The organism is Comamonas sp. JUb58, assembly GCF_004364775.1.
GTDB lineage: Bacteria > Pseudomonadota > Gammaproteobacteria > Burkholderiales > Burkholderiaceae_C > Comamonas.
Window position 1 is genome coordinate 1 of record NZ_SOAL01000039.1, and the last position, 12,796, is coordinate 12,796.

General features: G+C 59.9%; 12 protein-coding genes and 2 pseudogenes. 3 read left to right on the top strand and 11 right to left on the bottom strand.

Annotated features, from left to right (window positions below; translation table 11 throughout):
* Positions 1-357 (bottom strand): annotated as a pseudogene (locus EDF71_RS24345) (helix-turn-helix domain-containing protein); the annotation flags it as partial.
* A gap of 114 nt (positions 358-471) precedes the next feature.
* On the opposite strand from EDF71_RS24345, the pseudogene EDF71_RS24350 reads away from it, so the two are divergent.
* Positions 472-1,281: pseudogene (locus tag EDF71_RS24350) on the top strand (IS5 family transposase); the annotation flags it as partial.
* A gap of 133 nt (positions 1,282-1,414) precedes the next feature.
* Here the strand turns inward: EDF71_RS24350 and EDF71_RS24355 are convergent.
* The 8 genes from EDF71_RS24355 to EDF71_RS24390 all read right to left on the bottom strand — a co-directional run bounded on the left by EDF71_RS24355 (position 1,415) and on the right by EDF71_RS24390 (position 9,887).
* Positions 1,415-3,817: a glucose/quinate/shikimate family membrane-bound PQQ-dependent dehydrogenase gene (locus EDF71_RS24355; protein ID WP_133859105.1), complete on the bottom strand. Its 2,403-nt coding sequence runs from the start codon at positions 3,815-3,817 to the stop codon at positions 1,415-1,417.
* Positions 3,818-4,023: 206 nt separating this feature from the next.
* A complete protein-coding gene (locus EDF71_RS24360) occupies positions 4,024-4,524 on the bottom strand; it encodes a hypothetical protein (RefSeq protein WP_133859106.1) in 501 nt (166 codons plus the stop codon).
* A gap of 91 nt (positions 4,525-4,615) precedes the next feature.
* Positions 4,616-5,200, bottom strand: a complete 585-nt coding sequence (locus tag EDF71_RS24365) for a TetR/AcrR family transcriptional regulator (protein WP_133859107.1) — start codon at positions 5,198-5,200, stop codon at positions 4,616-4,618.
* A 108-nt stretch (positions 5,201-5,308) separates the two neighbouring features.
* The gene (locus tag EDF71_RS24370; RefSeq protein ID WP_133859108.1) at positions 5,309-6,193 is read right to left on the bottom strand and encodes a DUF2071 domain-containing protein; all 885 of its coding nucleotides are present in this window, start codon (positions 6,191-6,193) and stop codon (positions 5,309-5,311) included.
* 185 nt (positions 6,194-6,378) lie between these two features.
* Positions 6,379-7,257, bottom strand: a complete 879-nt coding sequence (locus tag EDF71_RS24375) for an alpha/beta hydrolase (protein WP_133859109.1) — start codon at positions 7,255-7,257, stop codon at positions 6,379-6,381.
* Between the two features lie 425 nt (positions 7,258-7,682).
* Positions 7,683-8,198, bottom strand: a complete 516-nt coding sequence (locus EDF71_RS24380) for a GNAT family N-acetyltransferase (protein WP_243854448.1) — start codon at positions 8,196-8,198, stop codon at positions 7,683-7,685.
* Between the two features lie 8 nt (positions 8,199-8,206).
* A complete protein-coding gene (locus EDF71_RS24385) occupies positions 8,207-9,244 on the bottom strand; it encodes an LLM class oxidoreductase (RefSeq protein WP_133859110.1) in 1,038 nt (345 codons plus the stop codon).
* Positions 9,245-9,263: 19 nt separating this feature from the next.
* Entirely contained in the window at positions 9,264-9,887 is a 624-nt protein-coding gene (locus tag EDF71_RS24390) for a glutathione S-transferase family protein (RefSeq protein ID WP_133859111.1), read from the bottom strand.
* Between the two features lie 119 nt (positions 9,888-10,006).
* Between EDF71_RS24390 and EDF71_RS24395 the strand changes: the two genes are divergently transcribed.
* The gene (locus EDF71_RS24395) at positions 10,007-10,888 is read left to right on the top strand and encodes a LysR substrate-binding domain-containing protein (protein ID WP_133859112.1); all 882 of its coding nucleotides are present in this window, start codon (positions 10,007-10,009) and stop codon (positions 10,886-10,888) included.
* 271 nt (positions 10,889-11,159) lie between these two features.
* Here EDF71_RS24395 and EDF71_RS24400 read toward each other — a convergent pair whose 3' ends face one another.
* Entirely contained in the window at positions 11,160-11,570 is a 411-nt protein-coding gene (locus EDF71_RS24400; RefSeq protein WP_133859113.1) for a GNAT family N-acetyltransferase, read from the bottom strand.
* 529 nt (positions 11,571-12,099) lie between these two features.
* On the opposite strand from EDF71_RS24400, the gene EDF71_RS24405 reads away from it, so the two are divergent.
* Positions 12,100-12,435 carry a four-helix bundle copper-binding protein gene (locus EDF71_RS24405; RefSeq protein WP_133859114.1) on the top strand — a complete coding sequence of 112 codons (336 nt, stop codon included), beginning with the start codon at positions 12,100-12,102 and terminating at the stop codon, positions 12,433-12,435.
* Between the two features lie 134 nt (positions 12,436-12,569).
* Here EDF71_RS24405 and EDF71_RS25230 read toward each other — a convergent pair whose 3' ends face one another.
* Entirely contained in the window at positions 12,570-12,710 is a 141-nt protein-coding gene (locus EDF71_RS25230) for a hypothetical protein (protein ID WP_166656642.1), read from the bottom strand.
* Between the last annotated feature and the right edge of the window lie 86 nt (positions 12,711-12,796).

Consider the following 12,796-nt stretch of genomic DNA (forward strand, 5'->3'; position numbering starts at 1 on the left):
TGGCTTCAAAGCGTTGAGATTGCCTACGCCGTACCTGCGCAGACACCGGTCCAGGCCCGAGCGCGATACCGTGCTGCAGATGAACTCGCGGGTAACGGCCAGCAAGTCATCAAGGGGGAGCAGCAGGGCTCGGCGCAGATGCACCACCACAATTTCTTGCGCGGGTGTGAGCTGTGTTTGCAGGCGATGGGCAGTGTGAGAGCGGTCTTGAAAGCTCTGGCGCTTCTTCCATTTGTAGACCGTCTGCTCAGTAATGCCAAAACGCTGGGCCAGCACGCTGGCGGTCTCATCGCTGGCAGCGATTAGGGCACGTACTGATGGGGTGGTACGGGCATTCTTGTGCAGGGCTATTTGCATGACGGGCTCCCGGATGAATGCACTGACTGTACAAGCTCGCGCAGAACCCCGCGAGCCATGAACAGTGGATAGCGGTTTTTGTCTATGCAATCATCCGGGATGCGACAGCTAGCTGCGCCCACGGGCAAGCGTGGGCGCAGTCCAACCTTCTCAGATGCGGCCATCCAGTTTTGCCTGACCATCAAGTGCTTGTTTGGCCAGCCCTTGCGCCAGACGCTGGGCCTGGTGCAGTCTCTATTGCGTATGGCGGGCCTGCCGTGGACTGCTCCCGACTACAGCACGGTGTGCCGCAGGCAAAAGAGCTTGGACGTGCGGGTGCACTACAAGGCAAGCACCAAGGGCTTGCATATGCTCGCTGACTCCACAGGCATCAAGTTCTTGGGCGAAGGGGAGTGGAAAACCAAAAAGCACGGAGCTGAGCGCCGTCGCCAGTGGCGCAAGATGCATCTGGGTATCGATGCCCAGACGCTGCAGATTCGGGCTATAGCCGTGACAACCAACGAAGTGAGCGACTCGCCCATGGCCGCTGACCTACTGGGCCAAATCCCCAGCCATGAGCAGGTAGCCAGCTTTACCGGTGATGGAGCGTATGACACACAGGATGTGCATGAGGCCTGCTGGCGGCACGGAGCCATTCCAATCATCCCGCCACGCAAAGGAGCGAAGCTGCGCAAAGGGCTGGCATTCGCTCACCGCAATGAGGCGGTCAAGGCCTGCAGGCTGCTGGGGCGTGCTATCTGGAAACGCTAGAGCGGCTACCACCGAAGGTCTCTAGTGGAGACCAAGATGAATTGCTTCAAGCGCCTTGGCGAGAAGGTGATGGCCAGGACGTTTGAGCGCCAGGTGGCCGAGCTCAATATTCGAGCTTCTATCCTCAATCAATTTACCGCCCTGGGCACGCCCCAGACGGTCGCTGCTGCGTAAATCCACTTGGGATTGGGGTGTCTCGGCCTATGGACAATTTATGCAACAACGCCCAAGACGAGGACAAACGCCGCTATCTGTACGTCGCCATTGACCTCGCCACCAAGCGGTCCGTTACTTCTATGTCAGTTCATCAATCCGGCAATGCATAAGCCATCAGCGAATCGCCCATCTTGGTGCCGAAGGAGCCATGTCCGCCGGCCATGATGACCACATACTGCTTGCCGCCGATGTCATAAGTCATAGGGGTAGCCTGGCCGCCCGCAGGCAGGCGTGCCTGCCAGAGCAGTTCGCCATTGCTGGCGTTGAAGGCGCGCAGGTAGTCGTCTTGCGTTGCACCGATGAACATCAGGTTGCCACCGGTGGAGATCAGACCGCCCAGGCCCGGCACACCGGCCTTGATGGGGGGCAGCTGCATCAGCTTGGGGAGGCTGTCGCGGATGGTGCCCACGCGCTTTCTCCACACGACTTCATGCGTTGCCAGATCCACACCGGCGACGGTCATCCATGCGGGCTCCTTGCAAGGCAGGCCCAGCGGCGACAGGAAGGCATTGAGCTCTACGCCATACGGCGCGCCGTACATGGGCTGCACGCCCTGCTCGGTGCCAGCGCCTTTTTCGGTGCGTGGGCGGTTCGGGTCCGCCGGGATCAGGCGCGACACAAACGGCAGACCCAGCGGGTTCATAAAGGCCACCTGGCGGTCGCTGTCCACCGACATGCCACCCCATTCAAAGATACCCAGGTTGCCGGGGAACACCAAGGTGCCGTTCTCCGATGGCGGCGTGTAGATGCCCTCGTAGTTCAGGCGGTGGAAGATCACCCGGCACATCAGCTGGTCGAACATGGTGGCGCCCCACATGTTCTTGTCCGTCAGGTTCTCGTGCGGCCCCATGTTCAAGGGCGAGAAGGGCTGCGTTGGCGAATAGTGCTCGCCCTTGGTTTGCGGGCCGCGCTTGACGCTTTGCGGCACCGGCTTTTCGGTCACCGGCAGGATCGCTTCGCCATTGAGCCGGTTGAGCACAAACAGCTGCCCGGTCTTGGTCAGCACATAAATGGCGGGCACGGTCGTGCCATCCGGGCGCTTGAGGTCAACCAGCGAAGGCTGCGAGGGCACATCCATGTCCCAGAGGTCATGGTGGGTGGTCTGGAAGTTCCAGACCAGCTTGCCGGTGCTGGCATCCAGGGCCAGCATCGAGTTGGCATAGCGCTCCTTCAATTCGGTGCGGTCGCCGCCCCAGATATCGGGGGTACCCACGCCGGTCGGCACGTAGACGATGTCGGTCTTGGCGTCATAGGCCAACGGCGCCCAGGCATTGGGGGAGTTGTGCACAAACTCGCCCTTATCGCCAGGCATCTGGTTCGGGTCTTCGGCACCGGTATCGAACACCCAGCGCAGCGCGCCGGTGTTGACGTCATAGCCGCGAATCACGCCCGAGGGCTCGGAGTTGGACAGGTTGTCGGTGATCGAGCCGCCAATCACGATGGTCGAGCCCGTCACCACCGGGGGCGATGTGGGGTTGTAGCCGCCACGGTAAGGGAACGGCATATTGGCCTGCAGATCCACCTGGCCCTGGTTGCCAAAGTCGCTGCAAGGTTTGCCGGTGTCCGGGTTCACCGCAAACAGGCGCCCATCATTCACCGGCAGGATCACCTTGCGGGGGCACTCGGCCGAGGCCTGGGTCAGGTTCTTTTGCACGCTGCTGCTGTTGGCCTCGACGTTGGCGCTGTCGTAGTAAGACACGCCGCGGCAGGTCAGATGCTGGAAAGTACGGTCGGCTTTCAGCTGCGGATCAAAGCGCCAGAGGCGCTTGCCGGTTGCGGGGTCGAGTGCATCGAGGAACTGGTGCGTCGTGCAGATGAACATGCGGTTGCCCACCTTGATGGGGGTCAGCTCCGCCGTGGTTTCGCCCGAGTCGTCATCGCCCTTGAAGTCGCCGGTCTGGTACTTCCAGGCCAGCTGGAGCTTGTTCACATTGCCATCGTTGATCTGCGCCAGCGGCGAATAGCGCACACCCGCCTGGGTGCGGCCATAGGCCGGCCAGTCGGCATCTGCTACCCCTGCCACCGGCGTTGTCTGCGCCGATGGCGCGCGCGCCAGGCTGCCATTCACTTCTTGCGGATCGTTGAACCAGCTCAGGCCCAGCACCGCAAGCACTGCGACCAGGCCCAGCGACAGCAGCGATTTCGCGCCCGCGCTGGGCAACAGCCGCCGGCTCGCCCAAGGCAGCACCAGCCACAGCCCCAGCACAAACCAGATATCCAATCGCGGCGTCAGCGCCCAGAAATCGGTCCCCGACTCCCAGATGCCCCAGGCGATGGTGGCGAACAGCAGCACGGCGTAGAGCCACAGGCTTGCCACGCGGTCACGCGCATACAACCACGTGATGACGGCCATCACCAGACCTGCCACCAGGTAATAGCCCGAGCCATCCAGTGCGATCAGCCACCCCCCGCCCCCCACTAAAAACAAGGTCACCAGGACCAGGATCGCTACCGTTATGTTTCTAGCGATGGGTTTGCCATGCGATTGCGTCATTGCTTCCACTTTCAGGCCCTCGGGCCCAAGGTTGAACGGAAGACTTCTACCCATTGGAGCAGTCGCTAAACGGTTGAGTCTCTGGGCCGCTGAATTGGATGAGTCGGCAACTATTGCAGCACCAGGCGATGGGCTTGTCTGTCAGCCAAAGGCGGTGTTTTCCGGTATGGGGGCAGACAGCATGGCGGTCACAATGGGCGACCTGACTATTGCGAGACGCGCTTGCGCTGCGAGCGCATCCACCACATTTGCAATGCGGACCCCACCACAAAAATCACCAACCAAACGAGCAAGGTACCGCGCACCAACGGCGATTCAGGCCCTGTTGCCAACGGATGGCTGACCGGCAGACGCGTCAAGGTCTCACCAATGGCAGGCACCAGCAACAGAAAGAAGCTGAACGAAAAGCCAAACTGCGACAGGTAGGGAACCAGGCGTGGGAACAGCGGCAGCTGCCGGATGAGCAATGACCCGCCGATCACCAACAGCGCCAGAATGCCCAAGGCATGGCCGGCATTGAAGCCTCCGGTGCTGGACAGCCCGAAAGCGGTCAGTACCGACAGCAACAACCCCACCAGGTACAGCTTACCCGAGCGCTTGGCCGGCTCAATGGCGCGGTAGCGGACAAAGCTGTACAAGCCGGCAGCGAGCGGCAACACACTGATGGCGGTATGGAAGGCGCCAAGCGTCGAGATGGGATGTGGCATGGGGTGGTCTTTCTAAAGTTAACCGACTAGTTGATTGGTTACATGGGCAAAAAAATGGAGGGCCCGACACCCTGGGTAGTCGGGCCATTCTTCAAGCTGCCAGCCGATGTATCGCCGCGCGCACGATCGTCTGGAAAGCCTCGGGATCACCCAGCGCGCGGGCCGTCAGCATGGCGCCGTGCACGGTGGACATCAAGGCGAGCGCTTCTACCGGCGCACTCGCGTCTGGCTTGAACTGCGCTTTGGCCTGGCCTTGCGAGATCACCGCAGCCAGCCACTGCGTCAGATCCTGGAAATAGCCACGCACTTCCGCCGCTATCTCAGCCGGAATCATCGGCGCTTCAGCGGCCAGCATCGCGCAGATGCACATCGTCGATGACCCGTCGCGTATGCAGCGCGCCCAGTAATCGACATAAGCGTTCAATTGGGCTTGTGGGTCGTCGCCCAGATGCTGCTGCATAGCAGCCAAACCCTCTACAGATTGCTGGCGGTGCCGTTGCACCACCGTCAACACGAGATCCGCCTTGCTGGGGAAATGGTGGTGGATGCTGGCCTTGCCTATCCCCACCTTTTCGGAGAGATCGGCATAGCTGAAGCCGTTGTAGCCGCCAGCGGCCAGCAATTGCCGGGCATGTTCTGCCAATTCAGTGGCGCGGGGGGAGAGTTCAACAGTCATCGGGTGGGCAGGTAGCGCTTTCAAAGATGAGCCATTCTACTAGTTGGTTGGTTGGCGTCAAGCACCTGGTTTTTGATGGGCAAACCATGCGGCCCCAGCGGACCCGCCTCAGGCAGAAGCGCGCAAAAGCCGTTCTGACAAGGCAGAGAAGCGCACGCTGGGCAGCAGAAAGCAGAGGGCCTCCGGGTCCGCACCCAGCCTCTGCAGCAATGGGCAGTCGAGGGTCTGCGTATCCAGCAGCAAGGGCTCCACCGAGGCGACATCCACCGGCAAGTCAATCGTCGCCAAGGCGGACCTGCCAGGGGCGCCCTCTGCTGTCGACACCTCCACCACCGCAGCGTCCTGCGAGGCCAGGCGCACGACCGCATCCGTCCAGCCATTGAACATCCCGGACCAGGGCGGCGATAAAACGGCGTCGCCCGCCCTCGCCGCCCTGACAGCCCTGGCCGCCAATGTTGGCGCGCTGCCATCGCCGGGCGCGATGTTGACGATGGCCTCATCGGGCGTCACGCGGAAATCAAAGCTTGCCGGCAAATGGGATGGCAAGGCATCACTGAACAAGCGCGTCCCCGCCACATGGGCGAGGCTGTCCATCACGTTGTAGACAAAGGCGACGGTAGGAATGGGCGGCGCATCGGCCAGCGGCTCTGCCAAGTACAGGCGCCAGTTGCTCTGCAACGGCGAAGGCATAAAGCGCCTCAGGGGCCCCATCCACCGAGGGCCAAAATGCCCATGGCGATAGGTCAGCACCGTGAGAGGGGTGCGGCCCTGGTAAGACCAGAGGCGCGCGCCCGGTGGGGCAAAAGGTGCTGCCAGGGCTTCGTCCACCAACCATGTCATGTAGACCACATCCACTACATCGCTGTCCAAGGTCATGAAGGGCAGACGGGACATGAGGGCTCGCCGATAGGAGGCAAAGCGACGCGAATTGAGCAGCTTGGCCAGGCCATTGCCCAAGCTGCCCTGGTAGGGGTGGGTATAGAGGTGATTCATGGAAGCGGTAGACAGCAGCGCTGGCTGGCACTGCGCGCTGATGGCGGAAGGCCGGTTCTGGCCGAAAGCGCCATATTAGCGCGGCCAGCCAGTCGTCATGCGCCTCCCGCCACGATGGATCAACCGAGGCACCGGCTGCAAAGCAAGCCTGTTACGCCACACATCCGGCGACAGCTCGGACCACCTTATTTCACAGGTCTCGGATCCCCGCGTACAAAGTCCAGCACCGTCGGCAGCACCGGCGCTAGCCAGTCCAGCGGCCGGGCCAGCGCGGCAACCGTCGTCACGTGGCTGAGGTGCTCAAAGATCCGCATGTCCACATCGGTACCGGCAGCCCGCAAGCGGTTGGCCAGGCCGACGGTGTTGCGTTGTGTATCAACGACCTTGTCATTGCGTGCGGCCAGCAGCAAGGTACGGGGGGCCTTGGCGTCGGCGTAGAAGATGGGCTGGGAATCGGCAGGGGTGTGCGGCCAGCCAAAAGCCACCTGCACCTGGGGATCCACAATCGGCAAAAAGTCGTAGGGCCCGGCCAGCCCCATCCAGCCCGCAAGCCGATCGGGTGCCAGGCCCAAAGGCGCCAGCCAGCGCGGGTCCAGAGCCAGCATCGCTGCGTTATAAGCCCCGGCGGAATGGCCCATCACCATCACCCGCGCCGGGTCACCGCCCAGGCTGGCGGCATGCGCCAAAGTCCACTGCAGCGCCAATGCGCAATCGCTCAGAAAGCCGTCATAGCGCACGTTGGGGCTCAGCCGGTAGTCGGCCACCACCGCGATGATGCCGTTGGCTGCCAGCGCTTCGCCGACGAAGCGGTACTCGGCCCGCTCGCCGCTGGTCCAGTTGCCGCCGTAAAAAAACAGCACCACCGGTGCAGGGCCGGGCACCGTGCTGGCCTTTGGCTGGTACACATCCAGCAGATGGCGCGGATCGGGCCCATAGGGCACGCCCGTGGGGCCGTGGTAGGTGTCATGGGCCACCAGGTGGTCCAGTACCTGGGCACCAGAACAGCCAGACAGCAGCGCTGCGATGGCGGAACCGATGCCCATGAGGCTTAGGCGGCGGGTCATGGGGGTGGAGAGTTTGGAAGAAATGGGCATGTGCTCTATACGCTACTCGACGCTTTTTGGATTCATCTGCGTACTCCAACTTGGCGCAACTGCAAAAACTCATGGACGCAATAGCCGGGGAGTGGCACATCCAGTTCAGCAAATGCCGGATAGCGCGCCAAAGGTTTTGTATGTGCGGAACTCCTTGCCAGCGACCAAGTCATCAGGCTGATCTGCGTCATTTACTGAGTGGAGCCGCCGCAACAACAATCATCTAGATGACCCATTAAACGGGTTCTACTCTCAACTGCCACGTCATTAGAAGCTTGACTTGCTGTCAGCGAGGACGGATGTCTTCCACGCACTTCCAGCAGCGAGGTATCCTGCAAAGAAGCCTGCCGCCGTCACTTGAGACAGCAGCAGGCCAAGCTAGGGTCGCAACGCAACTAGCCTCTCATGCGTTGCAAGTCCAGGTCATAGCTGATCCAGTGGGTGGCCTGTGCCAGTTTGTCGTAGAGCTGGCGCGCTTGGGCATTGCTGTCCGCAGTGATCCAGCGCAATACGGGCCATTTGCGTTCTTGTCCCAAGGCTGCGACGCCGCTGATCAGGCGGCGGCCAATGCCTAATCCACGTGCATCCGGCTGGACAAACAGATCATCGAGAAAGCCGAAGTCGGCCGCGATCAGTGGGTCCGGGCAGGCACGAAAGTGCGCCAGGCCTAACAACTGCTGGTTCTCCCCTTCTGCGACCAGCCCCTCCACAGCGTGATTAGGGTTCATCAGCCATGACCAGCATCGGTCCAGGATCGCATCCGTCATGGTCGATTGGTAGAAGTCGGCGTACTGGCGATAAAGCGCTTCCCAAGGCTTTCGATCCCGTACTTGCAGAGCACGGATGTTTATGGGCATGGGCGTTTGGGCGGCTGTTTTCATGGGTTCAGCGGCATGGTGGTCATCGGTCATGGCGGTGCTCACCAGTTGACCGCAGCAGGGTTTTGCCCTTCGTGCGATGGGAAATGCGGCAGTACCTCCCTGGCCAGCTCATCGATGACTTCCGCAGGCGAGCGTTGTGAAAACTGAATGCCCAGCGCCGCATGGTTCACCCCTGCTGCCTGCCATTCCTCCAGCAAGGCCATCAGCCCATGGCGGCCAGTACGCAGAACATAGCCGCCGTGCAAGGGCGTGCGCGGATAGCCAGGGTCGTCCACCAGATCAATCCACTCGTTGGTCATATGGGGCCGAAAGCCCCCTCCTGGGATCAACTCACGCCAAGCCCGAATTTTTTCGGCCAAATGCAGCGGTCCCCGAGGTGTATGGGTTGCATTGGGGTAGGTCAGCCAGCCATCTGCATTCCGGGCAATCCAATCCAGCGACTGCCCCGAGGAACCCGTCATCACCAGAGGGATGCGGCCGTACACAGGCTGGGGCAGAAGCTCTGCCCCCTCAAAGCGACCCAGTGGAGAGTGGATGTTCAGCCGCCCCGAGCGCATGAGCTGGCGCATATAGGAGATTGCCTCGGAAAAGCGCTCCGCGCGGGATGCGTGATCGAGCCCATACGCAGGAAACTCTATCGGCCGATCGCCGGATGCCACGCCCATAACCAGGCGACCACCCGAGAGTTGGTCAATGGTGGCCGCTGCCTTGGCCAAGTCGATGGGGTGGCGCAAGGAAACAATGGCACTCCCCGTCGCCAAGGCCAACTTCTTGGTTCGTGCTGCCAGAAAGGACAGGTAGCTAAAAGGATCGAACACCTGGCCTGCATCGCCAAACGAGGGATCGAACAAGGGGACATCGCGCACCCACACGGCCGCGAAATCGCGCCTGTCGATCTCTGAGACGAGCTCAGCCTGGCCCTGCAGTACGGACATATCCCCTTGGAAACTGCGCAGCGGTAAAAAGATGCCCAGAGTCAGCCGGTCTGGCGCGAACATGCGCCGGTAACCAGGGTGCGCGAAAAACGATGCGTAGGAGGCTCCCGCTCCCTGTTGAGAAAGTTTGGGTTCGTTCATTGTCAAGCTCACTGGTGGGTCATGCACCGGTCGCGGGTGCTGGCAATGTGACGCCTTTGCGTACGGCGGGTCGCGCTGCAACGCGCTCAAACCATTCGCTGAGGTAGCGGTGATGGCTGAAATCAAACTGGATGATCCTTGCGATATGCAGCCAACCGAAGTGCGCAATATCGGCAATGGAATAGTCGTCACCCGCCAGATATGGGCGATCAAGCAAGGTCTGGTCCAGCACCTGGAAGGCCTCTTCGGTCAGGCGCTGGTAGCGCTCCTGTGCCAACGGTATGGGGGTATCTGCAAACAGCGTGAAATGCACGCGCTGGCCCAGTAGCGGCCCCAGGCTGGAGGCATGAAATTGCAGCCATTTGATCGCCTCCCAGCGGGTTGGCCCCTTCGGGGCCAACAGCTCGCCGGTCTTGTCAGCCAGGTACAACAGGATGGCGGCAGACTCGAAAAGCTGAACGCCTTTTTCCGTGTCCATGAGCACAGGAATTCGTCCATAAGGATTGAGCGCAAGAAACTCCGGCTTGCGGTGATCGCCTTCATCAATACGGACATGGTGCAGTTGGTAGGCCAGAGAAAGCTCTTCCAGAGCGATGGTGGCCTTGAAGCCGTTAGGAGAGCTATCGGTATAGAGATGCAGCATTTTTAATGTAGATAAACTAAAATTTAAAGATCTACGAGGAATGCAAATTCTCTTTTTTAATTAAATATTTATAAAGCGAAACTTGCTGTTTTATAAATTTAGAAAATCTAAATTCAAAAATGTTTTACCCCTTGCAAGCGTTGCGCACCTTTGTGGAGGTGGGCCAGCGCGAAAGCGTCAAAGCTGCAGCGCAGGCCTTGCACGTCACCCCGGGCGCCGTCAGCCAGCAAATCCGGGTGTTGGAAGATCGGCTAGGCGTGGTGTTGCTGGAGCGTGAGCGCCGTGGCATGCGTTTGACGCAAGCCGGCGCCAGCGTGTATCCCAAGCTGCGTGACGCGTTCATTCAGATCGAACAGGCGATGCATAGCCTGGAAAGAGCCAAGGGCCAACGCACCCTCACGATCAGCACCGTTGCCACATTTGCCGCGTCCTGGCTGGTGCCTCGGCTGGGCCGTTTCAAACTGCTGCACCCCGAGGTCGAAGTTCGCGTTGAAGCCACCTCGGAACTGGTGGACCTGCAACGCGATCGCGTGGAAGTGGCTTTGCGCCACGGCTTGGGAGACTATCCAGGACTGGATTCCATTCTGCTGATGGCGCCGGTTCTGACGCCGGTCGCGTCGCCGGAATTTATGAAGGCGCACCAGGTGATGATCCACGAGGCAAGCGGATGCCTGGCCTACCCGCTGCTCCACGACGGCGACCGGGCAGATTGGCCGCTTTGGCTGAAGGCGCACGGAGTTGCCCATGACGAGCGATCAGAGCGTGGCAATGCGTTTGAGGACGATTTTTTGCTGATCCGTGCGGCGGAGGCTGGCCAAGGCCTTGCCCTGGTGCCGCAAGCCTATGCGATGGAAGAGGTCGCCGCAGGACGGCTCATTCAAGTGCTTGACAAGCCATGGCCAGCAAGATTTGCGTACTACGCGGTGACAAGACCTGGAACAACTGACCGCCCCGAAGTGCGTGCATTCTTGGACTGGATTCGTGCAGAGGCGGCGCTATGAGCGCCGGTCATCCATGCCAGCCGGAATCGATGACAGCGGCCTTGTTTCTGCATCGAAAGATGGAGCAGGAATTGCTGCCTGGGGTTTGGGTGGCCAACGGATTGAAGTCGGTGGCAGACGGGACTGCTTCAGGATGGAGACACTGGAGGCTGGTTGCTGTCGTTCAACGCATGAATGCAGATGACTGCTGTCGACCCTCTGCTGCCGCTCAGCCTATTCTGTAGCTGGAATTCGACTTAGCCCGAAATAGGATTGTGCAAATAGCATTGATTCAAGGACGCTTGAAAAGAACCGTCATTTCAGCCCGCGGAACTTTGTAGCCGCAAGCTCTAAAAAAGTGCTTCGCTTCACCCATGGCTTTGATGTAAATTGGCACGCCCGGCCATTGCTTTTCGACCACCTCAAGCATCGCGCGCCCAACTCCACGACCCTGAAACTGGTTGTGTACGATCAATTCACCGAGCATGGTGCTAAAAGCTGCGTCGCTGAAAGCAGACAAGTATCCGATGAGCAGTCCTGAGGCGCCACGGGCATGAACAACCAAGGGATATGCAGCATTGGAGGCAACGAACAATTTGCTGTCCTCTTCGCTACCCCAACCAACAGAGCGAGCGAGTTGCGCATACTCTTCAGCAGTGACGTCTTTATTTGTTGAGACACGAAAATCAAAAGAATCATTCATATCTTGAATGCAAGCTGAGTGGATAGGCCAAATACCACCGCACGCAGATGGGCATGATCTCCAGCGGAAAACGCTTTCGTCTGATCACTGGTTTGAGGGTTTCTGGCGTGGGCTGTGCGCAGGATTTCATCACATCATCCGGCCAGTCGTGGCTTACTGCGATAGAACCATGAGGCCTTCCTAGTTAGAGGTCGTTATTGAGGAAGTAACCACATGATTGAACGGCAGCAACTGGCCGTTAGCCGCCATCAAACTTTCAAATTGGTGTCCTTGTGAATCCGGGACATTTGCACAATCAGTGAGAACGGTTTATCCAACCAGTCTCACACTTTGGCAAAGATCCTATTGACCTGATCAGGTGGCACATCTTGCGTCGTTGATAGCTTGTGATCCATTGCTCTAAATGCAGTATCCAAAGTGGGCCAAGCGCAGACGCATGCCGAACTGGTTATAGGGAAATGAACGCGTCACTCCTACAGCTTCAGCTGCGCACAAGCCGTACAACAAGGTTTTGCAACAGAAGACTGTGATGACCACCACCGCCAACCCTTATCAGGCCTGTATTGATGCATGCAACGCCTGCGTGATTGCGTGCAACGAATGCTTTGCAGGCTGCCTCAAAGAGGACGATCCCAAGATGATGGCGCGCTGCATGGCGCTGGATGTCGATTGCGCAGCCATCTGCTCGCTCGCCGTAGGTGCCATGGCGCGCAATAGCGAAATGGCGAAACACTTCTGCAGGCTATGCAGCGAGGTCTGCCTCGCTTGCGCGAACGAGTGCGCCCATCACCAGCATGACCATTGCGTGCGATGTGCAGAAGCCTGCAGGGCCTGTTCCAAGGCCTGCTTGGCGATGGTCAACTGACGAGGCTGCGCCAGAGGCCCCCCAGGTCTGCACCGGCCTGCTGATTGAACGGCATCCCAAAAAATTGGACATCCCTCCAACCGATGGGGTGCCGTTAAGGCTCATCAGGCACTGCCAGCCCACGGCCCTCCCCCTCAAGCCGCCACAGCCAAAGCCCCCAGCTCTTCCCCCAAAAACCCCTCCACCGTCCGCGGCTCCCGCCCCAGCACCTGCCGCACCGTCGCAGTCACCGCAGCCGCATGCCCCGCGCGCATCAGCGCAAAAAATTGGTTCATCGCTGAATTCCGTGGATGACTGGCGAACGCTTGAGTACCCTAAGGCCTGATTCAACGGCAATCAGGAGGAACAAGTGCTCGACCGC